Raw genomic sequence first — 23,214 nt, 5'->3', positions numbered from 1 at the left:
GCTTAGACCATAGCGCGGACCGGGGACCAGGAGGCACCGGCTACGCAGGGTAGCCGGTGATCTCGCGGATCTTCTGGTACAGCGGGCGCAGCTGCGGGTACATCTTCAGGTACACCTCCGAGTACAGCCGGTCGTACAGCGCCTGGGTCTCGGGTTGGGGGTAGAACACCTTGCCCACCCGGGTCATGGCCGCGACCGCGGTTTCGAAATCCGGGTGTAAACCCAGGCCGACCGCTGCGTCGATGGCGGCGCCCAGGCCGGAGGTTTCGTAGGTGTGGGGCCTCTCAGCCGGCAACCCAAAAACGTCCGCGGTCAACTGCATGGCGGCATCGCTCTGGGACCCGCCGCCGGCAACCCTCAGGGTCCGGATCGGGACGCCGGTGCGCTTCTCGATCTTCTCCCGGCCCTCACGCAAGGCGTACGCCAGCCCCTCCAGGATGGCCCGGTAGATGTGGGCGCGGGTGTGGACGTCCCCGAACCCGATGATCGAGCCTTTCGCCTCCGGTCCGGGCTGGCGCACACCCGGCGACCAGTAGGGCTGCAGCATCAAGCCCATGGAGCCGGCGGGTACCGAGCGCACCAGCTCGTCGAACAGCGCTTCCGGTTCGATGCCCCGTTGTTCGGCGATTTTCCGCTCCCGCAGCCCGAATTCCCGCTTGAACCAGCTCACCATCCAGAAGCCCCGGTAGATCATGACCTCCGTGGAGTAATGGCCGGGCCGCGCCGACGGGTAGGGCGGCATGAGGCGAATCGGCTCCACGTAGCGTTGGCTGGTGGTGTTGATGGTAGCGGTGGTGCCGTAGCTCATGCAGCCAATGTCCGGCGACAGGCCGCCGGAGCCAAGTACCTCGCAGGCCTTGTCCGAGGCCGCGGCAATGACCGGCAGTCCGGCCGCAAGGCCCAGATGCCGGGCGGCGGCTTCGGTCAGGGTCCCCAGGGATTCACCCGGTGCCACCAGTTCCGGCAGCATGTCAGCGGTGACCGGCATGGTCTGCCATTTGAAGTCCCGTCGGCCGGCCCAGCGATGCCGGCGGTAATCGAACGGCAGGTAACCGACCTGGCTGGCGGTGGAATCCCGGAACTGGCCGGTCAGTCGGTAGGTCAGGTAGCCGGACAGCAACAGGAAATGCCGGGTCTGTTGCCACACCTCCGGTTGGTTCTGGTAGATCCAGTTAGCCTGGGTTTTCTCCCGAAACCGGTTGATGGTGCCCTCCAGGCCGGTCAGCTTGAACAACCAGCCCCAGGCGCCGCCCAAGGGGCGGTCGACCCGGGCGTGGCGTTGGTCCAGCCAGATGATGGCCGGGCGCAGGGGCTGGCCGTCAGCATCGAGATTGACCACGGTGCCCCGCTGGGTGGTCAGGGTCACCCCGGCGACCTGCCCGGGCGTGGCTTCGGTACTGGCCCAGAGTTTCTGGCAGGCCTGGCCGATGCTGTCCCAGAAATACGCGGGGTGCTGCTCGGCCCAGCCGGGCTGGTCCGAGAAATAGGCTTCGATGTTCTGTTTGCCCTTGCCCACCAGATTGCCCCGGGTGTCGAAGAGCAGGGCGCGGACGCTTTGGGTGCCGTTGTCGATGGCCAGAATCAGGGAATCACCGGTCATCGTTCCGCTCCCTCTGTGGCGGGGAGCGGCAGGCTGTAGGCCTGCTGCCAGATCGCCCGGTAGCGGTCGGCTTCCCGCTGCCACTGGTCATCGGTCCAGCCGAGCACTGGTTGCAGGCGCTGTTTCAACTCCGACATCAGATCGTGGGCGCCATCGGGCAGGATGAGTCCGAGTCGGGTTCGGCGCAGCAGCAGGTCGTCCAAATGCCGGACGTCCTCGCGACCGCAGGCCCAGGCCAGCTCGGTCCACAGCAGATCGCAGACCGCCGGATCGGCGCACACCGCTTGATGGTCGCCGGCGGCCAGGACCTCGGTCAGCTCTGGCCCGTAATAGCCTTGCAGGCGCTGCCAGGTAAGGTGACTGATGCCGGTGGGGCGCGGTGCCGACGGTTGCGCCGCGAACACCGGGCGGTCTTCGTCCCGCAGCCGTTCCGACCCGGACGGCTCCAGCCCGGCATACAGGGCTTCCCGGGCGATGAGCCGAAAGGTGGTGAGCTTGCCGCCGGCGATACTGATCAGGCCCTTGTCGTTCCACAGCTGATGTTCCCGGTTTTCCTTGGACGGCGCCTTCGGGCCGCCATCGGACACGACCGGACGCACGCCGGCCCAGGTGGACAGGATGTCTTTGGCGGAAATGTCGCTGCCGGGAAAAAGCCGGGCGCAGATGCGCAGCAGGTAATCGACTTCCGGTTGGCTAATGGCGGGCTCCTGGTCCAGCGACTCGCGGTGATCCAGATCGGTGGTCCCGAGCACGGTGGTCCCTTGCCAGGGAAAAGCAAACACCGGGCGCCGGTCGTCCGGGTGCAGCAGCGACACCGAACAGGACACCGGCAGGCGTTTCCAGGGCAGCACCAGATGGCTGCCCCGCAGGGGACGGATGGTTTGCCGGTCGTCGGCGTTTTGTTGCAACTCGCCCGCCCAGGCGCCGGTGGCATTGATAACCAGTCGGCCAGCCACGGTCATGGGGCTGTCGGATTCTTCCGGCTGGATCTGCAGACCGGTGACCTGGCCCTCGGTGTCGCGTTGAACTTCAAGCGCTTTCACGTAGTTCAGGCAGAGGGCGCCGTCCCGACGGGCCTCGGCCAGGATGCGCAGCACCAGGCGGGCGTCGTCGGTGACCGCGTCGGTGAACACGCTGGCGCCCATCAGCCGGTCCTGGGCCAACCCGGGGACCCATTGCAGGCTTTCACCGGCGGTCAGGAGCCGGCGCGACCGCACACGGGCGATTCGGTCGTAGACCCGAAGCAACATCTGGAACAGCCGCGGGCCCGGGAACTGCCGGTGATAATGCGGCAGCACGAACCGCAGCGGCTCGATCAGCCCTGGCGCTTCCGCCATCAGGCGCTGGCGTTCCTGAACCGCGTCCTGGGTCAGCCCGAATTGGCCGCTGCCCAGGTAGCGAAGGCCACCGTGGACCATCTTGGAGGAGCGGCTGGAGGTGCCCCAGGCGAAATCCTTCTGCTCGACCAGCAGGGTGCGCAGGCCGCTGCCGGCCGCTTCCCGGGCGACCCCGGCTCCGGTGATGCCGCCCCCAACCACAATGACGTCGAAGGGCGCTGCCCCGGCCCGTAACGCTTCCAGGCTCTGCTCTCGGGTCACGGTCATGATCAGTCCACCAGGGTCTGCGGGTTGAGCAGGGCGTCCGGGTCAAAGCTCTTGCACAGGGAGCGCAGGGCCATCATCCCCAACTCGCCCTTTTCCACCGGCAGGTAGGGGGCGTGATCCTTGCCCACGCCGTGCTGGTGACTGATGGTGCCGCCATTGTGGACGATCACCTCGGAGGTCTGGTGCTTCAGGGCCTGCCAGCGGGCCAGGGTTTCCTCATAGGTGTCCGCCACCCGGTACACGTAGGTGGTGTAGATGCTGCACCCCTGGCCGTAGAAATGGGACAGGTGGGTAAACACGTGGGTGCTTTCTTGGCGGTCGGCCAGTCCGGTTCTGAGACTGTCTTCGATACGCCCGAGCAGGTTGTCGACGTTGTCCCAGTCCGTGGCGGTCTCCAGGGTGTCGACGGCATACCCGAGCTGCCACAGGGCCTCCCGCAGGTAGGGCATGGTGAAGCGTTTTTCGGCCCACTTGGCGCCCAGTCGGGTGCCGGTGTAGACGCCCTTGTACTCGGCGCAAATCCGGCGTGCATCGCGCAAGGCGCTTCGGCACTGGTGCCGGCTGCCGGTCAGGCCGAAGGTCATCATGCACTTGCCGTCGCCGGTGCCACGCAGGGACAGGAAGGATTCGAGCATGCCGATCAGGCGGGGATGACCGGCCAGCGCCAGTTGGGTTTCGGTTTCCACCGCGTTGCTCAGGCGCAACATGGACAACTGGGTGCGGTTCTGGACCAGCTTGCGGCAGGCCGTTCGGGCCTGGCTCCAGCTGGGAAAGAACACCACGTGGAAGCTCTCCCGGTCGGGCAACGGACTGATCCTGACCTTGACCTCGGTGATCAGTCCCAGGCGGCCTTCCGAGCCCAGGATGATCTCCCGGATGTCCGGGCCGGCACTGGAGGCGGGAATGGTGGGTATCTGCAGGGTGCCTTTCAAGGTCTCGACGGTGCCGCCGGCGAACAGCTGCTCAATGCGGCCATAGCGAAGGGATTGCTGGCCGCTGGAGCGGGAGGCCACCCAGCCCCCGACCGTCGACAGTTCGAAGGACTGGGGGAAATGGCCCAGGGTGTAGCCGTGGGCCCGAAGCTGGGATTCCACCAGGGGGCCGGGTGTGCCCGCGCCGAACGTGGCGATCTGGCTGTCCGGGTCCAGGTCCAGCAAGCGATTCATCGCGCTGAGACTCACGGTCAGAATCGGCCGGTCCAGTTCGACCGGGTTGATGTGGCCGGCCACGCTGGTGCCGCCGCCATAGGGGATCAGATGCAGGTTGTGGCGGCTGGCGTACTGCAGCAGCTGGCGAACCTCGGCCCCGGTGGAAGGCGTGGCGACCCCGTCGGGAAAGACGCCAAAGTCGCCGCTGCGCATGGCCAGCCAGTCGGCCAGGCTCTGGCCCCGGGCGTGGCGGACCCGGGTTTCGGCGCCGGTATCAATCAGCCCATCGATTGCTGGATCCTCGGGCAGGCGGGAGCGGGGCACCTTCGCGCACACGGATTCCAGAGTGGCATCGTCGAGGGGTTGGCCGGCGCCAATCCGTTCGCTCAGAAACTGATGGCCATCCGAGGGCAGTGTCAGGTTAAAGGTGTCGTCACCCCAGCCGTTCCAACGTCGCATTTCGTTACTCCATGAAAGTGGTCAGGGGGCATTCTAGACCGATTGCCCGCGAGCCCGCTGTCGTTTCCCGACATCCGGGGTGTCATATACCGACACCTGGGCAGCGACCGAAATCAGGGGCGGAGGGAATCGGTGAGGCGGGTATTCAGCTCCTGCCAGCGCGACAGCTTCTCGGCCTCGCCAATGCGCTTGCGTTCGCCGCCGGAATTGTTGAGCCAGAGCCCTTCACCATTGAAACTGTAAACAGGTTCAAGATCAGTGCGTTGAGAGGCAGGTTTAATCTCGTTTATGAGGTTGTCGAGGATCAGCGGATCGTCATCGGGTTCGGCGTACCAGGCCAGCACCATGTGGGCCTGGTTCAGCTCCAGGGCCTTGACGTAGACGATGCGCAACTGATCGTCCGGCACCCCGAGGGATTTCAGGGTCAGGTACTTGGCGATGGAGAAATCCTCGCAGTCGCCACCGTTGGTGGTCAGCAGTTCAACCGGGGTGGCCCAGTAATCCTCCTCACCCCAGTGCCGGATATCGTTCACGAAGTTGACCCGGTTGAAGAAGCGATTGACCAGGCGAAGCTGGCGGTCAACCGGGGCGTTGGCCGCCAGCTTGTGCAGGCGTTGCCAGTTTTCCAGGCGTTCGTAGGCCTCGCTGCCGAACTCCTCCTGGACGTAGTTCATCAAGCGGCTGCTGAGCTCGAACGCGCCCACGAGGGCAGCCGCCAGCAACAGCATTGGCAGGAGTGGGGCACGGCGCCAAAGCACAGGAGCAGCCGTGACCATGCCGGGCCTCAGTTACTGTTATTCCGGAGGCGTTCCCTGAGTTGCTCAAGGCGCCGGCGAATTTCCTCCCTGCGCTGTTCGTTATCAGCGGCAGACTCGGGTGTCTGGGTGGTCGAGGGTGACTGGGCAGTCGGTTCGGCCCGAGGTGGTGGCTCGCCCCGGTCGGCCGCCACGGACAGGCCAGAGCGGTTGTTTTCTTCCGGGAAGAACAGGTTTTCCAGTTTGCCGCCCCGTTCAATGACCACCCGGTTGGGGTGCACGGACCGCAACTTGGCGTTGCCCGGTAGCTCCTCGCCCACGGGGTAGGCTTCGGTGTTGCCTTTCTGGTCCTCAATCAGGGCGCTGCCGGGGAATTCGCCGTCGGCGGCGAGCACGCCGCGCAGGAACAGGCGCAGATTGGTCTCGGGCAGGTTTTCGGTCTCCAGCGGCTGGCCGCTGGCATCGCCACTGAGGGTGCCGAACAGGGCAAGAGAGGCCAATTCCACTTCCGGTGGCTCATTGGCTCCGCGGCCGCGCTCGGCCAGGTTCTCGGTGCTGGTAACGGCGGTTTGCTGCTGTTGGGCCTGCCAGAAACTAACCACCTGCCAGGCTGTCAGACCCACCATGGCGGCGCCTGCGACCAGTGCAAGCAAGAGCGGAAGCCGTTGGTTTTCAAAAGGCATGGATCATCCTGGAGCAAGTGGTGGGCGGTGAAAAAGCCCACAGGTTATCAGACGGCGATGTTTTATTGGGAGTATAGTGTATAGAGTTATTCAGCGGGTCCATATCCTGTGGTAGCCTTTCTGAATTGATTGAATCGAAAAGAATTTCAGGACGGGGAAGACCGTGACTACAGAATCCGAAATGCAGCAGCAGGATGCTCCGTTAGGTCGTCTTCCTTTCACCTTTGCCAAACGCAATGGCGTCATCCTGACGCGCTCCGAAGACGGCGACCCCATCATCCTGGTGCGACCGGGTGCCTCGCACTCGGCCCTGGCCGAGGCCAACCGGGTCAGCGGAGGTCGAGCGCGGTTCTCGACCATCGACCCGGACCGGTTCGACCACGCCCTCAACGCCGCTTATCAGAACGATTCGGCCGAAGCCATGCAGATGGTGGAGGGCATCGGCGATGACATGGATCTGGCGTCCCTGGCCGAGTCGGTGCCCGAGACCGAGGACCTGCTGGAGCAGGAAGACGACGCGCCGATCATCCGGCTGATCAACGCCATTCTCACCGAAGCCATCAAGACCAACGCCTCTGACGTTCACATCGAAACCTATGAGAAGCGTTTGGTGGTGCGGTTCCGGGTCGACGGGGTGCTGCGGGAAGTGGTGCAACCGAAACGGGCCCTGGCGCCGCTGCTGGTGTCCCGGATCAAGGTCATGGCCAAGCTGGACATCGCCGAGAAGCGGGTTCCCCAGGATGGCCGGATTGCCCTGCGGGTGGCCGGCCGGGAAGTGGATATCCGGGTCTCGACCATGCCATCGTCGAGCGGCGAGCGGGTGGTGCTGCGTCTGCTCGACAAACAGGCCGGGGCCATCCGCCTGGAATCCCTCGGCATGTCCGGGGACGACCTGAAAGTCCTGCGCAAGCTGATCAACCGTCCCTACGGCATCCTGCTAGTCACCGGTCCCACCGGTTCCGGTAAATCCACCACCCTGTACGCCTCGCTGCAGGAAATCAACGACCGCAGCCGCAACATTCTCACCGTCGAAGACCCGATCGAGTACGACCTGCCGGGCATCGGCCAGACCCAGGTCAATCCCAAGGTCGACATGACCTTTGCCCGGGGCCTGAGGGCGATCCTGCGTCAGGACCCGGACGTGGTGATGATCGGTGAGATCCGAGATCTGGAAACCGCCGAAATCGCGGTTCAGGCCAGTTTGACCGGCCACCTGGTGCTGTCCACCCTGCACACCAACACCGCGGTCGGCGCCATCACTCGCTTGATGGACATGGGCATCGAGCCGTTCCTGATTTCCTCGAGCCTGGTGGGCATCATTGCCCAGCGTCTGGTCCGGGTCCTGTGCACCGAATGCCGCGAAGCGTACACGCCGTCCGAGGAACACTGCGAATTCCTGCAGCTGGACCCGGCCCTGCCGCCCACCATCTATCGGGCCAAAGGCTGTGAGCACTGCAACGAGCTCGGCTACCGGGGCCGTATCGGTATCTACGAGGTGGTCGAGGTGACCGAGGAACTCAGCAGTCTGATCGACAAGCGCGGGGGCGAGATGGAGCTGGAGCGGTCTGCTCGCAAGCGCGGGCCGAGCATTCACGCCGATGGGGTCCAGAAGATCCTCGACGGCGTGACCAGTGTCGAAGAGGTCCTCCGCGTTACCTACCGGGGCCGCTAAACCATGCCCGCATACGACTACAAGGCGCTGGACGCACGGGGCAAACAAAAGCAGGGGGTCATGGAAGCCGACGCCCCTCGGGCGGTTCGCCAACAACTCCGTGAAAAGGGCATGACTCCTCTGGCCGTGGCGCCGGCCACCGAGAAGCAGGCCCGGGCCAACCCCCTGAGCAGTCGGGGCTCCCTGGCCGCCGCCGATCTGGCGCTGGTGACCCGTCAGCTGTCGACCCTGATCCAGTCCGGCATCCCGGTGGAGCAGGCGTTGTCGGCGGCGGCGCAGCAGTCCACCAAACCCCGTATCCGGAGCATGCTGATCGCCATCCGGGCCAAGGTCATGGAGGGCTACAGCCTGGCCGACAGCCTCGGCGAATTTCCCCGGGCTTTCCCCCGTCTGTACCGCTCAACCGTAGCGGCCGGAGAGCACGCGGGCCATCTGGATCTGGTGCTGAACCGGCTGGCGGACTACACCGAGAGCCGCCAGGAAGCGCGCCAGAAAATCCAGCTGGCCGCTATCTATCCCATCATCCTGAGCGTGGTGGCCATCGCCATCGTGGTGTTCCTGCTGACCTACGTGGTGCCGGACATCATTGACGTGTTCCTGAAACAGGGCCAGGAATTGCCGGCGCTGACCCAGGCGATGCTGGCGGTGTCGGAATTTCTGGGCAGTTACGGTGTCTATCTGCTGATCCTGCTTGTGCTGGCGATCGTGGCATTCCGCATCGCCCTGAGCCGACCTGGCTTCCGGATGAAATTTCATAAACGGTTATTGCATCTGCCCCTGTTCTCCGGAATGGTGCGCGGTGTGAATACCGCCCGCTACGCGAGCACCCTGAGCATTCTGACCACCAGTGGTGTGCCCCTGGTGGAGGCCATGCGAATTGCTGGTGAGGTACTGTCCAACGACCACCTGCGCAGTGAATTGCGGGTGGCCGCCAAGAAAGTGAGTGAGGGTGGGTCGCTGAACCGGTCCCTGGACCAGACTGGCTATTTCCCGCCCATGATGTTGCACATGATTGCCAGCGGCGAGGCCAGTGGTGAGCTGGACAGCATGCTCGAACGCACCGCCCGCATGCAGGAGAACACCCTGCAGTCCAAGATCGCGGCGATTGTCGGCTTGTTCGAGCCGATGATGCTGCTGGTCATGGGGGTGGTGGTGCTGATCATCGTGCTGGCGATCATGCTGCCGATCCTGAATATGAGCAACCTGGTGGGCTAAAGCCCGTTCGGTTGCCGGAATCCAGAACGAGACAAGGACTTCCATGCCAATGACGAGAGAAACGATGAACCTTCGAAACCTGAACAAGCGAGTCGATAACCGTGGCTTTACCCTGATCGAGATCATGGTGGTTATGGTCATTCTCGGTCTTCTGGTGGCCATCGTTGCCCCCAACATCATGGGCCGCAGCGACCAGGCCAAGGTCACGGTCGCCGAAACCCAACTCAGCAACATCGCCAACGCCCTGGATCTGTACCGGCTGGATAACAGCCAGTACCCCTCCACCCAGCAGGGCCTTCAAGCGCTGGTTACCAAGCCCAGCGGCAGCCCCGAGCCGAAAAACTGGAACCCGGATGGCTATCTCAAGAGCGTGCCCGAAGACCCCTGGGGCGCGGAATACCAGTACGTGAGCCCGGGTACCGAAGGCCCCTATGATCTGTATTCCTATGGTTCCGATGGTCAGGAAGGCGGCGACGGCGATGCGGCCGACATCAGCGCCTGGGACACCAAGGACTGATCCACGGTGCCCGTCAGGACGCAACAATCCGGCTTCACGCTGATTGAGATCCTGGTTGTCCTGATCATCGTTGGCCTGCTGGCCTCCCTGGCGGTCTTCACGTTCGGGGGCAGCTCCCAACAGCGGGAACTGGAGAACGAGGTGCGGGACCTGTACCTGCTCATGCAGACGGCCTCGGAGCAGGCGGTGTTCAACAACCGGGAGCTGGGTCTCCAGATTTTCCCGGAGGGCTACCAGTTCGTCGCCTACGAAGACGAGTCCGGCGACTGGGCGGCATCCGGTGAGCGCCTGTTCCGGTCCCGGAGTTTTCCGGACTGGCTGGAAGTCACCAAATTCATCGAAAGCGACGCGCCCAGACTGGCCTCGGCCGAGGACGAACTGCGACCGGACGTGGTGTTTTTCTCCAGCGGTGAAACCACGCCCTTCGAATTCGAGTTCACCATCCGCCGAGGCGACAGCGATTACCTCCAGGTACTGGCGTCCGATGGCGTGTCGCCCCTGGAATGGCGCAAGCCCGGGGATGACGAGGACGACCAGTGAAGACGGCGAAAGGCTTTACCCTGATTGAGGTCCTCGTTGCCTTGCTGGTGTTCGGGCTTATTGCCACCGCCGCCGCCGAGGTAGGCAGCCAGTACATCGCCAGCTACGAGCGCGTGCGCGACAAGACCCTCGCCGGCTGGCTTGCGGACAACCGCATCAATGAGCTGAGGCTGGAGGAAAACCTGCCTGGCATCTCCGAAAACTCCCGCGACACCGACTACGGCACCTTTCGCTGGCAAGTCACCACCCGGGTTCAGGGCACTTCCGAGGCCAACATGAGACGGGTTGAGGTGACGGTGGCCCGTTACCGGGGCGACGAAAGCGAACCGGCCCCGATCCATACCCTGTCTGCATTCCTGGGGCAGAACTGATGAAGCAGCTTCGACCTCAGCGTCCCTCCCAACGGGGCTTTACCCTGATGGAAGTGCTCATCGCCGTCACCATCACCGCCGTCATCGGTCTGGGGGTCTGGCAAGTGGTCGGCTCCATTGTCACCGCCCGCGACCGGGTGAACGAGCTGGCGGAAGACTTCGATGGCTTGCAGCGCGCCATGGTTCTACTGGAGCGGGACCTGATGCAGATCGTGAATCGTCCGGCCCGTGACGTGTATGGGGATTTCCAGGCTGCTCTGACCAGTCGCGAAGAAGACTTCGCCCTCATCCTCACCCGCCAGGGCTGGCGCAATCCGCTGGGAACCCGCCGCAGTGGGTTGCAGCGGGTAGCCTGGGAATACACCGGGGACGAACTGCGGCGACGGTATTGGCCCATGGTCGATCAGGGCCAGGAGGACGACAGTCGGGATATCCTTCTGCTGGAACAGGTCCTTGAGTTCGAGGTTCGTTTTTTGAATGACCGGCGTGCCTGGGAGCCCGAATGGCCAACCGACGAAATGTTGGCCAGCCTCAATCCCGGCAGCCGCCCAGACCTGCCCCTGCCCATGGGCATTGAGGTGACCCTTGAGCATGAGCGCTTTGGCGAGCTGGTGCGCACCTTCGTGCTGCCGGATTTTATCGCCGAAGAAGCACAGGGCGTGGTGAACCAGGCCAACGAAGCGGCGCAGCAAGCTGAGCCGGAGGAGTCGCCGGACGACGCCACCGACCCCAACGCCCAACCGGCGCAGGGAGGCTGATATGAACCGCTGGAGTCGGGCAGGGCGCATGGGGCGTCAGCGAGGTGTGGCACTGATCATGGTGCTGCTGGCCATGGCGCTGGTGGTCATGCTGACGGCGGGCATGACCCAGCAACAGAGCATTCGGGTGTTCAAGGCCGGCCATTACCTGGCCCAGCAGCAGGGCGTCAGCATCGCCCTTGGGGCGGAGGCCTTTGCCCGTCAGATTCTTGTCCGGGATTACGAAGAGGACAAGGAAGAGAACAAGATGATCGACACCCTTGATGAGTTCTGGGCCATGAACTCGGCCGTCCTGCCGGTGGACGACGCCGGGGTGGTCGAGGTTCAGATTGACGATCTGGGTGGCCGGATCAACCTCAACGATCTGGTCACGGGCAACGGCCAGGTCGACCCGCTGACCAAGGATCGGCTGACCCGATTGCTGGCGGCGTTGCAGATATCCGAGATCACCGTGGACGTGCTGATCGACTGGCAGGATGAAAACGACCAGACCATCAGCGCTTATGGGGCGGAGGATGGCCAGTATCTATCCGCAGAACCGGGGTATCGCGCCGGCAATCAACCGTTCGCGAGTGTGACCGAACTGCGCCTGATAGACGGCATGACCGAGGAGATCTATCAAGCCCTGGCCCCCCACGTAGCGACACTGCCGGTGTCCGGACTGGGCATCAACGTGAACACTGCGACCGGTGCGGTGTTGCGCTCCCTCAGTGATGAGCTGACGGATGCCCAGGCGAAGGCTATTCTTGAGAAGAGAGAAGAGGAACCCTTCGAGAATCTGCAGGATTTTCTGGCGCTGCCGGAGTTCGCCGGCCTCGGTCTCACCAGTGCCGGCCTCGGTCTGCAAACCCGATTTTTTGAAGTTGTTTCACGGATTACCTACGATGATCGGGTTGTGAACATGGTCAGCACCATTTTCCGCAACCCGGAGGGCGAGATCCGAACGGTTCGACGGGACACCGGCCAGAAAAACCGAATCACCAAAGAACCGGTCACCATTTCAGAAGGATAACCATGTCTTATCGGCTATACGTGCGGCCCGTGCCTCCGCTGGCGGATCCGGAGCAGAATCCTGAGGCCCAGGCCTACAACTGGGTCCTGCATGATGCGAGTGGCGATACCCAGGCTCGCGGAGTCGGCGATTCGCAATTCGACATCGAGCAGACCCTGGGCCAGAACGCCCTGGAAAATGTGCTGCTGATCGGCCTGATCCCGGGCGATGAGGCCCTGTTCTGCGTTGCCGATATTCCCGCCAAGCAAAGCCGGTTCATCCACCAGGCCCTGCCGTACGCGGTTGAGGAGCAGATCGCCCAGGACATCGACACCGTGCATCTGGCCCTGGGCAAGCACATGGATGAAGGCTTCCGGGTTGCCGCCATCGACGACGAACGCATGGCCCAATGGGTGTCCCTGTTCTCGGGGTGGGAGCACGCGCGCCTGGATGCGATCTTCCCCGACGCCGCCCTGCTGCCCACCACCGAAGGTGGCTGGTCCGTGTGCATCGACGGTGACACAACGCTGATGGTCAGTGACCGGGGCGAATGGCTGAGCATGCACTCGGCCAATCTCGGCATGTTTGCCCATACCCTCGCGGTACCGCCGTCAGAAGAGGTGGTGGCGGAAATGCCGGTGTCACTGTACGCCACCGAGGAAGAATTCAATCTGCACGAATCGGTCATCGGCGAACTCAAGGCACCGGGTCGTCTGACGGTGCGTCGCGAGACGCTGGAGCTCATGCCCCTGGAGTTGCTGGCGCACGCCCATCACCATCACCTGTCCAGCCCGATCAATCTGTGCCAGGGCAAATTCTCCGCCCGCAGCAACAAAGCCAGCCCGTTCAAGCCCTGGAAACCCCTGGTTGCCGTGGCCGCGGTCTGGTTCGGGGTTCAGGTAGCCCTGGAGATTGGTATGGGGCTCTACCACGAACGCCAGGCCAACCAGCTGGAGGAGCAGGCCATGGCGGTGTACCGCGAAGCCTTCCCCGGAGACCGACGCGCCCACGCCGGCAATGTCCGGCGGGTGATTGAGGGGCAATTGCGGGTGGCCGGCTCGGACGGCCCCGATCTCGATTTCATCAGCCTGATGAAGTACACCGGGCAGGAGTATTCGGAACTGCCGAGCGCTCAATCGGTCACCTTCAACTCCGTCAATTTCAGTCGCTCCCGGGGTGAACTGGTGGTGGATGTCAGGGCCGACAGTTACGACCGGCTGAGTACCCTGCGCAACGGCCTGGCGAACCAGGGCCTGGAAGCCCAGATTGGGTCAGTGGTGAATGAATCCAGCGGCGCCCGTGGCCGTCTGACGGTGTCGGGAGGGTAACGGCATGTTCGAGAAGCTCAAGGACCAACCTGCGGTCGGAAAACTGATCGCGCAGTATGACCAGTTGCCGCGCCGGGACCAGCAAGCCTTGCTGGTATTGGTGGTGGCGGTGTTCCTGGGACTGTTGTACTTCGCAGTGTGGCGGCCCGCAGCCGATTTCCACGATTCTTCGCTGGCCCAGCGCGAGAACGCCGCCGAATTGCTGGCCTGGATGCAAGCCAACGAACCCACCATCAAGCGCCTCGGCAGCGCGGGCGCAGAGTCCGGGCAGGGCAATGTCGACATTCCCGATGGTCGTGCCCTGATGGCACTGGTCACCCAGTCCGCCCGTGAAGCCGGGCTCTCACTCCAGCGTTTCGAGCCCAGCGGCGAAAATGCCATCCGGGTGTGGCTGGAAGACGCACCTTTCGCGGAGGTTGCAGCCTGGCTTGAGCGCCTGAATACCGGTAACGGCGTTATCATCGATCAGGCTGCCATGGACCGTGAAGATGAACCAGGACGAGTGTCGGTACGTTTAACCTTGACGATCTGAATGCGAATGTTCGTGGTCAAAGCCGTTTAGCCGTGTTGGCAGGAGAAGTGCGAGATGAGTCAAGGCAGTCAAAACAGGAAAGCTTCCGAACCGGTGGTCGTTCGCCTGGATGCAACCGCAACCAACGAAGCACGGTCCATTCTCTATCACGCCTACCGCAATGAACCGACCTTCCAATACCTGTTCGACCATCGGCGTCCGGGATACGACCAGCGCATTCGCGCCACCATTCGCGAATTGATCGACCTGTACCTGGGGTTCGAACAGGAGTCGATCGGGGTGATGGTGGACGACACCCTGGTGGCGGTGGCCTTCATCGGCGATCCGGAACTCAGGATGAACCTGGCTGATCAATTCAGCTGGCGCATCCGTATGGTTCTGACCACCGGGTTTGCCTCGACACGACGCTACCTGGATTACCACGAAAAAATTCGACGCCTCCTGCCGCAACCCCTGGCGCATCAGCTCCCCCTAATGGGAGTGAATCCGAAATACCAGAACCGGGGCTACGGGCGCTTGCTGTTGAAGGCGGTGGAGAAGCTCTGTGCCGAGAACCCCAGGGGCAGCGGTCTGGTGCTGGACACTGGCAACAGCCGCTACCTGCCGTTTTACGAGTCTGAGGGGTTCCGGAGCCTGGGCAAGATCCAGCTCGGAGACTATGAGGACCACGTTCTGTTCCGGGAAGTTCACGCCGACAGCAAGGCAGCCGCCAGCGCCCAAAATTGACCGCAGGATTTGACTGAACAAGAGGAGACACTGTGTCTGAGAACCACGATTTTGACCTGATTATCATTGGCGCGGGCTCCGGCGGCGTGCGGCTGGCCCGGGTGTCCGCCCAGCGGGGAGCGCGAGTAGCGGTGGTCGAGTCACGTTACCTGGGCGGTACCTGCGTCAACGTCGGCTGTGTGCCCAAGAAACTGTTCGTCTACGGCGCACACGTCCAGGACGAACTGGAAGACGCAGCGGGTTATGGCTGGAACGTGCCCCTGGACAGTACCCGGTTTGACTGGCCGACCCTGGTCGCCAACAAAAACGCAGAAATCGAGCGCCTGAATGGCATCTACGGCCGGATGCTCAACAATGCCGGGGTCACCATCATTGAGGGCACGGCGTCTCTCAAGGATGCCAACACCGTGGTGGTGGGGGATCAGTCCTACAGCGCCCGTCATATCACCGTGGCCACGGGCAGCTGGCCGGTGGTGCCGGACATTCCCGGCAAGGAATCCGTCCTGACCTCGAACGAAATGTTTTACCTGCCGCAGTTGCCGAAGCAGGCGGTGGTCTGGGGTGGTGGCTACATCGCGGTGGAGTTTGCCGGCATCCTGGCAGGTCTGGGAGTCGAGGTTACCCTGTTGTACCGGGGCGAACTGTTCCTGCGCGGTTTCGATACCGACGTCCGGGAATTTATCGATCAGGAAATGCGCAAGAAGGGCGTGACCCTGAAGTATGGCGTCACCATCGAGTCGGTCGAAAGCGAAGGCGCGCACTATCGGGTTCATCTGAACAATGGTGAAACCCTGACCACTGGCCTGGTCATGGCCGCCACCGGCCGGCGGGCGCTGGTGGATGGCCTGGGGCTGGCGGAGCTGGGCGTGGAATTCACCGATTCCGGGCACGTGGCGGTGGACGACCATTTCCAGACCGCCGTGCCCTCGATCACCGCGCTGGGCGACGTCATTGGTACGCCGCAGCTGACACCCGTGGCGCTGGCTCAGGGGATGGTCCTGTCCCGTCGCCTGTTTGGCGACGGCCAGGGCGACATGGACTACTCGGCGATTCCGACCGCGGTGTTCTGTCAGCCCAGCATCGGGACTGTGGGCCTGACCGAGGACGAAGCCCGCGAGGCTGGCTACACGGTGCGTATTTACCGCTCGGAGTTCCGCCCGATGAAATACACCCTCAGTGGCCGGGACGAGCGCAGTTTGATGAAGCTGGTGGTGGACGACGGCACCGACCGCGTGTTGGGTGCCCACATGGTTGGACCCGAGGCCGGGGAAATCACCCAGGGGCTGGCGGTTGCCATCAAGGCCGGCGCGACCAAGGCGCAGTTCGATGCCACTCTCGGCATCCACCCCACCTCGGCCGAAGAGTTCGTCACCATGCGCGAGCCGGTGGCCTAAGTTCAGGCCCGAGTCTGGCGCCCAGGGAAGGGCGCCTGGACTCAGAGCTGCACCCAGCGGCTCAACACCGCCTGCAGGTTTTCCTTGCGAACGGGCTTGGCCAGATAGTCGTTCATGCCGCAATCCAGGCAGCTCTTCTCCGTTCCCGGCAAGACGTCGGCCGTCAGGGCAATGATGGGCGTGCCACTCTGGCCATTGCCTTGCTCCCATTCCCGGATCATGCGGGTGGTTTCGTAGCCATCCAGAATCGGCATCTGGCAATCCATTAGGATCAGGTCATAGCCCTTGTGGTTGTTGCGCACTTTCTCGAACGCATCCTTGCCGTTGTCGGCGGAGTCGGTCTGAAAACCGAGTCGGGCCAGCAGCGCCATGGCCACCCGCTGGTTCACCAGGTTGTCCTCCACCACCAGGGCATGGGCGGCACCGTGCGCGGAGCGCCGAGCCGATTCCTCCGGCGGTTTCTTGCTCTCGGCACCGTTGGCCAGTTCGAACGGCAGCTCGAAGCGGAAGGAGGAGCCCTTACCCAGGTCGGTCTCGACCTTGATGTGCCCGCCCATCAGTTCGATCAGCCGCTGCACCAGTGACAGGCCGAGACCCGTTCCGCCGTGGCGCCGGTCGTCGCCGTTCTCCAGCTGCTCGAAGGAATTGAAGATATCGGAAAGCCGATCAACCGGGATGCCGGAGCCGGAATCGCTCACCGAGCAGTTCAGAATCAGGCAGTTATCTTCCAGGGCTACGCAGCCGGCCTGGATGTTGATGAACCCGTCCCCGGTGAACTTGATGGCGTTGTCGATCAGACCGGCGAGGATCTGGCGCAGGCGGGGCGCGTCACCGACGACGATGGGGGTGTCCGGCCATTCGCCGTAAAAGCTCAGGTTCAGCGGCAATCCCCGCTCCTCGGCCAGATGCCGGTAGGTGGCCGTGCAGTTCTCGATCAGTTTACGCAGGTCGAATTCCTGGCTGTCCAGCACCAGGGACCCGTTGTCGACGCGCGAAAAATCCAGGATATCGCTGATGACGGTGAGCAGGTCCTCGGTGGATTGGCGTGCGGTGTCCAGGTAATCCCGTTGCCGGGTGGTGAGCGGGTCTTCCTGAATCAGGTCGATCATGCCCAGCACGCCGTTGAGCGGTGTTCGCAGTTCGTGACTCATGGTGGCCAGGAACTCGGATTTGGCCTGGTTGGCAGATTCGGCCTTCTGGCGGGCGCTTTCCGAGGCCGCGAGGGTTTGTTCCCGAGCGTTGTTCAGTTCGGTCAGGTGACGCGCCAGTTCATTCAGTTGTTGCTCCAGGGCGACCACTTCCCGGGCGCCCCGGCTGCCGCTGTGGGCCACTTCCTGATAGTCGCGGTTGATGAGCCGGCCAACACGCCCCGAGAGGTTGCGGATGGGCGCCAGAATGCTGCCCAGGAAATGATTGATCAGCAGAATGGAAAACAGCAAGAGAGCGGTACCGACCGCCAGTGAACTCCAGAGGATGTCCTGTCTCCGGTTTTCCAGGATCTCGGTGCTGACGCCCACCTGCACGGTGCCCACCCTGAGGGCGCCGGAGCCGAATCCGTACTCCGGGGTGAACCATTCGGTATCCTGGGCCGAGTCGAGTTCCAGGGGTTGCTGAAGGATTTCCGCTTCGTAGACGTTGAACGGCCCGGCGTCGGAGTCATCGTCGCTGGCACCAATGCCAACCCGACCGATCTGGGTCCCCATGACGTCAACAACCCGAATCCAGTCCGCCTTGCTGCGCCGCAGGGATTGGGTCAGTACCTGCTCCAGCGCAACGGAATTTCCGGACACCACGGCGTATTCCAGGGCCGGAGCCAGGCTGTCGGCCAGCATCTGACTGCTGCCGGAAAGATCCTGTCGGGCATCGTCCAGCCGCGCTGAGGTGAAGAACACCATCAGGACAATAAACATGACAACGGCTGGAAGCGCGCCCAGAAGCAGCAGCTTTCTGGACAGGGGGGCATGCGCCTGGTCCGGTTTAGTCACCCTGTGGCCCTCCTGCATTGGTGAGTTCATCCTGAATGGTTTGATTGAGCGCTTCCCGATCCGGAATGGGAATGTTGAGGGATCGGGCAACCTGGTCATTGATTTCTACCCGGTACCGCGTCGGATACGACGGATCCGGGAATTGGCCGGTGGCAAAGTATTCCTTCAGTGCGTTGGCACCGAGGTTGGCCATCTCGGGGAACGGGGCGTAACTCGAAGCGAGGGCGCCGGCCCGGACATAGGCCTGGCTCGGCCCAATGACAATCTTATTGCGCCGGTACGCCGTCAGCAGGATGTGTTTGATGGTGCGCGGGTTGTAGATGGCGTCGTCCGGCGCGGCCAACAGGAAATCGCCGTAGCCGAGGGCGCGAACCAGGGTGGGTATCAGGTCGCCGTCACTTTCAACCACAAACACCCGGGCGGTCATGCCATGGAGCGGCAACTGGTCAAGGAGCGGCTCGTAGAGTTCGACCGAACCGGGTGTCGCCAGAATCGCCACGGTGTTGGCCTGGGGCAGGATGGCCTTGCCGGTCAGTGCCTGCCGGAGCAGCGGGACATCGTACAGAACCCCCGAGATCTGACCGGGAGCCAGTTCGGCGAAGCCGTCGATGAACGACTGCTGCACCAGCATGGCGAGAATCGGGATGCTTCGATTGGCTTGGCGCACGCGGGAAAAGGCGGCCGGTCCCACCGACACCACGGGGGTGTTTTCGATCAGTGGGATCTGGTCATCAGAGATCGGGAGCAGGGTGACTCCATCCCCGAGTCGATCCTGCAGCAGGCTACCAATATGCTGGTCGAGTGCAGTATTGCCCGACCCGGCAAGGTAGACGGTTTGGTTGGCAGAGTCCTGGGCGTGGGCGGCCACGGTGAAGACAAGACTGGAAAAGACCCAGAGGGCCCACACTGCGAAAGCGCGGACCCCGGGAAGCAGAGTGCTTCGCCACCTGATACAGCCGTCTCGTGTCATACCTTCCCGGGTTGGTACCTGTCCTTGGTCATCAATCAGAAGCGAATTCCGGCCTCTACGAAATACTGGTTGGGATGATCAATCACATTGTCAGGGCTGATCCATGGCTCCTGCTCAATGTAGTGCTGCAACGTCAGGGCCAGCACGTAACTGAAATCCGGCATGTCCACGCGACGGGCCAGGCGGAAATCGGCCCGTTTGAACCGGGTCTCACGCACCTCTTGGGCATAATAGAAAGCGGCGGAGGAGGTCAGATCCCAGGGCAGATCCTGAATCCAGGCCAAACTACCGGAGTGCCGAGCCGAGAGGCGTGCCAGCAGGTCAACGGCCCGCTGCTGGGTCCGTGCGGACAGGGCGTCCGGATCCCCTGAATAGCGGCCGTCCTGGTCGAGGTACGCGTAGGTGGCGCGCAACATGGTGCCAGAGAACTCCAGCGAGGTTTCCAGCTCGACGCCCTCCTGTTCCATGGCCACGTTGTTGGCGATGTACCAATCTTCCTCGTTGATCACGCCACTGATCATATCCCGAAAATAGTCGTTAAAGTACCGCACTTCAACGTTCATGAGCGCGCTATCTAAATGAAATTGCCCGAAATAACTGATCTCACGGGAGGTGATCCGTTCTTCCTCCAGTTCCTCGCCAAAGGTGGACGTGCTCGGGTCCACCAGGTCCTCGACCCGAACCCGTGCACCTTCCAACACCTGGAAGGGCGCATTCACATTGCGGAAGCGATAGGACCAGTCAGGATCCTGCTCGAACGCATCCGGGGTACGAACGGCCCGGGAGAACACGAAGCGCAAGGCGTGGTTGTCGTTCAGGATGAAGTTGGTGGCCACCCGCGGCGAGAAATAGCTTTCGTCGGTGGTTGTGGTCTTTTCCCAGTTACCCCCGGCGTTGAAGGTGAGCCAGTTCAACGGTGAATACTCGGCGTTGGCGAATAACCGGGTCTGGTAGTTGTGACCGGTCCCGTTGAAAAAGGTCTCGGATTTGAACCTGTCTTCGCGATAACCCAGGCCGGACACCAGCTTGACCTGGGGGCTAAAGATGAGGGTGTCCTGCAGCTCGAATTCCAGACGGGATTCTTCGGCGTCTTCATTCAGGCGCGCGTTGAATGGCTGGGCTTCACTCGGTGTCGGGGAGCCCGGTGGCAGCAGGGAACTGATCAGCGCCACGCCATTATCGATGGGGTTGTCTTCACCGGCGATTGGGATGGAGATGTTCCAGCGCTGACGACGGATCTGGTTCTGGTAGCTCGCCTGGAGGTGGTAGAAGTGCTGGTCGGACGTGGCACCGTTCAGGCGAGTCTGGAAATAGTGGCTGTTGATGTCGATGTCGGGGTTTTCGGTGGCGCCAAGCTTACCCGATTTGAACTGATCCTCTTCGTTGACGCCGTCCACCACGCCGGCCCGAACGTCGATCGAGAAGTCGTTGCTCAGGTTGAGGATGCTGTCGAAGTTAATGTTGTTGATGTCGTGGCCGTCGTGATAGGCCCTTTCTTCACCACCCTCGACCTGGGCATCAAAACCATTGGATTTGCGTTTCTCGTAGGAGAGGCGCCAGCTGCCGTTGCCATCGGCATCGCCAACCGAGGTAAAGGTGCGCAAATGACCACGGGAACCAGCGGCAGCGTAGGCCTCAACGCCGGCGGTGTCGGTCGGCGAGCGGGTGATGATATTGATGCTGCCGAGAAAGGCGTTGATACCGTGGGCGGCGGAATTGGGGCCGCGGCTGACTTCGATTCGTTCGATGTTCTCCAGGGCCACCGGCATGGAGATCCAGTCTACGTCCGCCAGACTGGCCCGGTAGGCGGTGCGCCCGTCAATCTGTACCTGCAGGCGGCGCTGCTCGTACTGGGAGGTTCCGTGATAGGTGGTGACCGGGTTGCTGCTGCCGGAGACACCAACGATCATGCCGGGCACCAACCGGAACACCTCGACCAGGTTCATGATGCCCAGGTCCCGGATCATGTCACCGGTAATGATGGTCGTGGTGCCGGGCACCCGAAGCTTGGATTGCCGGAGCCGGGTGGTGGTGAGCACTTCCGGCAGCTGGGACTGTTCGCCCTCGGCATCGAGGATTGGCGGGTACAGCAGGGCTCCCTCGGACTGGCTCCAGCCCAGGGTTGGGAGCATCAGTGCCATCGAGACGGCGGCGCAAAGGGAAGCCCGTCGGGCAGTGAAACGATGCCCGCAGGCAAAGGGTGTCGAATTTTGCATGGGTGACAATCTATAATCTGCCGAGCTGGAGATTGGAAACCGGTCTGTAACTGTTTGGTCTATCGTATGGAACTACAGACGGTTTGTCTCTCAAAAATGTAATGAATTTAAGAGCTCGGAGTTGCAGCCTTATGACTTGCTGGGAAATCCTCGGTATCGAACCCACGACTGATCAGCACCGGATTCGTCAGGCGTACGAGCAGCAGATGAAGTTTGCCTCTGGTGACGAGGCGGCCAGGCTGGATCAGGCGTTCCGCGATGCCACCGGCCAAGCGCCTGCGCCGGCGCCGACCGAGGAGCGCCGTGAGCAATCCGCGCCGGAGGCGCGGCCGCTGGATGGCAACGATGGCCAGGTGGTGCGTGAAGTCGTGCTTCAGATCAAGGCGCTTTTGAACGACTCCAGGCGCAGTCAGGACGTGGGTATCTGGCAGGCCATACTGTGCGAGCCTCCGGCCGACCAAGAGCCGGTGCGGGCTGAAATTGCCCGTCAGCTTGAGCCCCAGATCCGCCCCATGGCGGAGAACGGCAGTCTATCCTCGTCGGTGGCGAACTTTCTGGGGAACTGGTTTGAGTGGTCCAGTCTTCAGGGGCTGGCCGAGCCCAGGGAAACCGCCATTGATGATGACAGCCCTGACAACTTCCCTGGCGAGGCGGACCAGCCGCCGCAGCTTGTGAATTTCTGGCCCGCGGTCATCGGCTGGATCGTGGGGCTGGCCGTTCTGGCCATGCTGTTCGGGGGCATGGGCGGTGGTGGCTAATTCTTGCTGCCACCTGCCTGCGCCTCGATCCGCGCCTTGTATTTCTGGGCAAGAATAGCGCCCACGATGACCTGAATCTGGTTGTAGCACATGATCGGCAGCACGATCATGCCGAAGCCCGGATGGCCGGAAAACAGGACCTTGGCCATGGGCAGGCCGGACGCCAGGCTTTTCTTGGAGCCGCAGAACACCACCGCAGCCTCATCCTCCAGGCTGAACCCGAAGCGCCGGACCAGAATCCGCGCCATCAGCATGAACAACCCCAGCAGGCCGAAGCAGAGCAGGATGGCCAGGACAATGGCCTTGACCGGGAGATTCTGCCAGAGCCCGCTTGCCACCGAGTGGGAAAAGGCCGAGTAGACGATCAGCCAGATCACGCATTTGTCGTAACGCGCCATCATGCTTTCATTACGCCCCATGAAACCGCCCAGCCAGGGTCGCAGGGCGTGCCCGACCATGAACGGCAACAGCAGTTGCAGCACGATGTCCTTTAGCGCCTCGGCCACGGAAAACTCGCCGGTGCCTGAGGTGCTGACCAGCAGCAGGAGCAGGAAGGGCGTCAGCATCATGCCGAACACGTTCGAGGCTGCTGCACTGCAGATGGCGGCCGGCACGTTGCCCTTCGCCATTGCGGTGTAGGCGATGGAGGAGGAAACCGCCGACGGCAACACCCCCAGATAGAGAAAGCCGAGGCCCAGATCCCGCGGCATCCAGCTCGGCGCAAGGTCACTCAGGCCATGGATCGGCAAGACCGCCAGCGGAAAGAACACGAAGGTGAGGGCAGTGATCAGGATGTGCAGACGCCAGTGGGTTGCGCCGGCGATGATCTGTTCCCGAGACAGGGCTGCGCCGTGGAAGAAGAACAGCAGGGCCACGGCAATGGTCCCGGCGGTGGCCAGCACATCGCCGGCGGTTCCGGTCGCAGGCAGTACCGAGGCCAGGACAATGGCGCCGAGCAGGAGCAGGGTGAAGGTGTCAATCCGGAAGGGCAT

General features: G+C 62.7%; 21 protein-coding genes. 12 read left to right on the top strand and 9 right to left on the bottom strand.

Features of this window, described 5'->3' with window-relative positions; translation table 11 throughout:
- Window positions 1-40: 40 nt before the first annotated feature.
- The 5 genes from U5822_RS15925 to U5822_RS15905 all read right to left on the bottom strand — a co-directional run bounded on the left by U5822_RS15925 (window position 41) and on the right by U5822_RS15905 (window position 6,249).
- Entirely contained in the window at window positions 41-1,600 is a 1,560-nt protein-coding gene (locus tag U5822_RS15925) for an FGGY-family carbohydrate kinase (RefSeq protein ID WP_322856596.1), read from the bottom strand.
- On the bottom strand, window positions 1,597-3,204 hold the full coding sequence (locus U5822_RS15920; RefSeq protein ID WP_322856595.1) for a glycerol-3-phosphate dehydrogenase/oxidase: 1,608 nt from the start codon (window positions 3,202-3,204) through the stop codon (window positions 1,597-1,599). Before U5822_RS15920 ends, U5822_RS15925 begins: the two co-directional genes overlap by 4 nt.
- A gap of 2 nt (window positions 3,205-3,206) precedes the next feature.
- Window positions 3,207-4,811: an FAD-binding oxidoreductase gene (locus U5822_RS15915; protein WP_322856594.1), complete on the bottom strand. Its 1,605-nt coding sequence runs from the start codon at window positions 4,809-4,811 to the stop codon at window positions 3,207-3,209.
- Window positions 4,812-4,924: 113 nt separating this feature from the next.
- Window positions 4,925-5,587, bottom strand: coding sequence for a transglutaminase-like cysteine peptidase (locus tag U5822_RS15910; RefSeq protein WP_322856593.1), 663 nt, complete (start codon window positions 5,585-5,587; stop codon window positions 4,925-4,927).
- Between the two features lie 8 nt (window positions 5,588-5,595).
- Entirely contained in the window at window positions 5,596-6,249 is a 654-nt protein-coding gene (locus U5822_RS15905) for a type II secretion system protein N (protein ID WP_322856592.1), read from the bottom strand.
- Window positions 6,250-6,430: 181 nt separating this feature from the next.
- Here U5822_RS15905 and gspE point away from each other — a divergent pair, with 181 nt between their 5' ends.
- From gspE to gorA, 11 genes are all read left to right on the top strand, one after another.
- Window positions 6,431-7,921: a type II secretion system ATPase GspE gene (gene gspE / locus U5822_RS15900; protein ID WP_322856947.1), complete on the top strand. Its 1,491-nt coding sequence runs from the start codon at window positions 6,431-6,433 to the stop codon at window positions 7,919-7,921.
- Between the two features lie 3 nt (window positions 7,922-7,924).
- Entirely contained in the window at window positions 7,925-9,136 is a 1,212-nt protein-coding gene (gene gspF / locus U5822_RS15895; protein ID WP_322856591.1) for a type II secretion system inner membrane protein GspF, read from the top strand.
- 64 nt (window positions 9,137-9,200) lie between these two features.
- On the top strand, window positions 9,201-9,653 hold the full coding sequence (gene gspG / locus U5822_RS15890) for a type II secretion system major pseudopilin GspG (protein ID WP_322856590.1): 453 nt from the start codon (window positions 9,201-9,203) through the stop codon (window positions 9,651-9,653).
- A 6-nt stretch (window positions 9,654-9,659) separates the two neighbouring features.
- Entirely contained in the window at window positions 9,660-10,193 is a 534-nt protein-coding gene (gene gspH / locus U5822_RS15885) for a type II secretion system minor pseudopilin GspH (RefSeq protein ID WP_322856589.1), read from the top strand.
- Window positions 10,190-10,564 (top strand): type II secretion system minor pseudopilin GspI, encoded by a 375-nt coding sequence (gspI, locus tag U5822_RS15880; RefSeq protein ID WP_322856588.1) that lies wholly within the window; start codon window positions 10,190-10,192, stop codon window positions 10,562-10,564. The genes gspH and gspI overlap by 4 nt, the downstream gene beginning before the upstream one ends.
- Window positions 10,564-11,322: a type II secretion system minor pseudopilin GspJ gene (gspJ, locus tag U5822_RS15875; RefSeq protein ID WP_322856587.1), complete on the top strand. Its 759-nt coding sequence runs from the start codon at window positions 10,564-10,566 to the stop codon at window positions 11,320-11,322. The genes gspI and gspJ overlap by 1 nt, the downstream gene beginning before the upstream one ends.
- A 1-nt stretch (window position 11,323) precedes the next feature.
- Window positions 11,324-12,334: a type II secretion system minor pseudopilin GspK gene (gspK, locus tag U5822_RS15870; RefSeq protein WP_322856586.1), complete on the top strand. Its 1,011-nt coding sequence runs from the start codon at window positions 11,324-11,326 to the stop codon at window positions 12,332-12,334.
- 2 nt (window positions 12,335-12,336) lie between these two features.
- Window positions 12,337-13,641, top strand: a complete 1,305-nt coding sequence (gene gspL, locus U5822_RS15865; protein WP_322856585.1) for a type II secretion system protein GspL — start codon at window positions 12,337-12,339, stop codon at window positions 13,639-13,641.
- A gap of 4 nt (window positions 13,642-13,645) precedes the next feature.
- On the top strand, window positions 13,646-14,173 hold the full coding sequence (locus U5822_RS15860) for a type II secretion system protein M (protein WP_322856584.1): 528 nt from the start codon (window positions 13,646-13,648) through the stop codon (window positions 14,171-14,173).
- A 54-nt stretch (window positions 14,174-14,227) separates the two neighbouring features.
- Window positions 14,228-14,899: a GNAT family N-acetyltransferase gene (locus tag U5822_RS15855; protein ID WP_322856583.1), complete on the top strand. Its 672-nt coding sequence runs from the start codon at window positions 14,228-14,230 to the stop codon at window positions 14,897-14,899.
- A 32-nt stretch (window positions 14,900-14,931) separates the two neighbouring features.
- A complete protein-coding gene (gorA, locus tag U5822_RS15850) occupies window positions 14,932-16,293 on the top strand; it encodes a glutathione-disulfide reductase (RefSeq protein ID WP_322856582.1) in 1,362 nt (453 codons plus the stop codon).
- Between the two features lie 41 nt (window positions 16,294-16,334).
- On the opposite strand, the gene U5822_RS15845 is transcribed toward gorA, so the two are convergent.
- The 3 genes from U5822_RS15845 to U5822_RS15835 form a co-directional block, all read right to left on the bottom strand.
- On the bottom strand, window positions 16,335-18,278 hold the full coding sequence (locus U5822_RS15845) for an ATP-binding protein (protein WP_322856581.1): 1,944 nt from the start codon (window positions 18,276-18,278) through the stop codon (window positions 16,335-16,337).
- Window positions 18,271-19,185: an ABC transporter substrate-binding protein gene (locus tag U5822_RS15840; RefSeq protein ID WP_322856580.1), complete on the bottom strand. Its 915-nt coding sequence runs from the start codon at window positions 19,183-19,185 to the stop codon at window positions 18,271-18,273. The genes U5822_RS15845 and U5822_RS15840 overlap by 8 nt, the downstream gene beginning before the upstream one ends.
- Window positions 19,186-19,283: 98 nt before the next feature.
- Window positions 19,284-21,389, bottom strand: coding sequence for a TonB-dependent receptor plug domain-containing protein (locus U5822_RS15835; RefSeq protein ID WP_322856579.1), 2,106 nt, complete (start codon window positions 21,387-21,389; stop codon window positions 19,284-19,286).
- Window positions 21,390-21,595: 206 nt separating this feature from the next.
- Between U5822_RS15835 and U5822_RS15830 the strand changes: the two genes are divergently transcribed.
- Window positions 21,596-22,222, top strand: coding sequence for a J domain-containing protein (locus U5822_RS15830; protein WP_322856578.1), 627 nt, complete (start codon window positions 21,596-21,598; stop codon window positions 22,220-22,222).
- On the opposite strand, the gene U5822_RS15825 is transcribed toward U5822_RS15830, so the two are convergent.
- Complete coding sequence (locus tag U5822_RS15825) at window positions 22,219-23,214, bottom strand: bile acid:sodium symporter family protein (protein ID WP_322856577.1); 996 nt, start codon at window positions 23,212-23,214, stop codon at window positions 22,219-22,221. The two genes, U5822_RS15830 and U5822_RS15825, sit on opposite strands and share 4 nt — an antisense overlap.

This window comes from Marinobacter qingdaonensis (assembly GCF_034555935.1).
GTDB lineage: Bacteria > Pseudomonadota > Gammaproteobacteria > Pseudomonadales > Oleiphilaceae > Marinobacter > Marinobacter qingdaonensis.
This window is presented reverse-complemented; position numbering and strand designations above follow the sequence as displayed.

Coding starts and splice junctions, on each gene's coding strand:
- U5822_RS15925 (WP_322856596.1), bottom strand. CDS start 1,600: ATGACCGGTGATTCCCTGATTCTGGCCATCGACAACGGCACCCAAAGC.
- U5822_RS15920 (WP_322856595.1), bottom strand. CDS start 3,204: ATGACCGTGACCCGAGAGCAGAGCCTGGAAGCGTTACGGGCCGGGGCA.
- U5822_RS15915 (WP_322856594.1), bottom strand. CDS start 4,811: ATGCGACGTTGGAACGGCTGGGGTGACGACACCTTTAACCTGACACTG.
- U5822_RS15910 (WP_322856593.1), bottom strand. CDS start 5,587: ATGGTCACGGCTGCTCCTGTGCTTTGGCGCCGTGCCCCACTCCTGCCA.
- U5822_RS15905 (WP_322856592.1), bottom strand. CDS start 6,249: ATGCCTTTTGAAAACCAACGGCTTCCGCTCTTGCTTGCACTGGTCGCA.
- gspE (WP_322856947.1), top strand. CDS start 6,431: ATGCAGCAGCAGGATGCTCCGTTAGGTCGTCTTCCTTTCACCTTTGCC.
- gspF (WP_322856591.1), top strand. CDS start 7,925: ATGCCCGCATACGACTACAAGGCGCTGGACGCACGGGGCAAACAAAAG.
- gspG (WP_322856590.1), top strand. CDS start 9,201: ATGAACCTTCGAAACCTGAACAAGCGAGTCGATAACCGTGGCTTTACC.
- gspJ (WP_322856587.1), top strand. CDS start 10,564: ATGAAGCAGCTTCGACCTCAGCGTCCCTCCCAACGGGGCTTTACCCTG.
- gspK (WP_322856586.1), top strand. CDS start 11,324: ATGAACCGCTGGAGTCGGGCAGGGCGCATGGGGCGTCAGCGAGGTGTG.
- gspL (WP_322856585.1), top strand. CDS start 12,337: ATGTCTTATCGGCTATACGTGCGGCCCGTGCCTCCGCTGGCGGATCCG.
- U5822_RS15860 (WP_322856584.1), top strand. CDS start 13,646: ATGTTCGAGAAGCTCAAGGACCAACCTGCGGTCGGAAAACTGATCGCG.
- U5822_RS15855 (WP_322856583.1), top strand. CDS start 14,228: ATGAGTCAAGGCAGTCAAAACAGGAAAGCTTCCGAACCGGTGGTCGTT.
- U5822_RS15835 (WP_322856579.1), bottom strand. CDS start 21,389: ATGGCACTGATGCTCCCAACCCTGGGCTGGAGCCAGTCCGAGGGAGCC.
- U5822_RS15830 (WP_322856578.1), top strand. CDS start 21,596: ATGACTTGCTGGGAAATCCTCGGTATCGAACCCACGACTGATCAGCAC.
- U5822_RS15825 (WP_322856577.1), bottom strand. CDS start 23,214: ATGCCCTTCCGGATTGACACCTTCACCCTGCTCCTGCTCGGCGCCATT.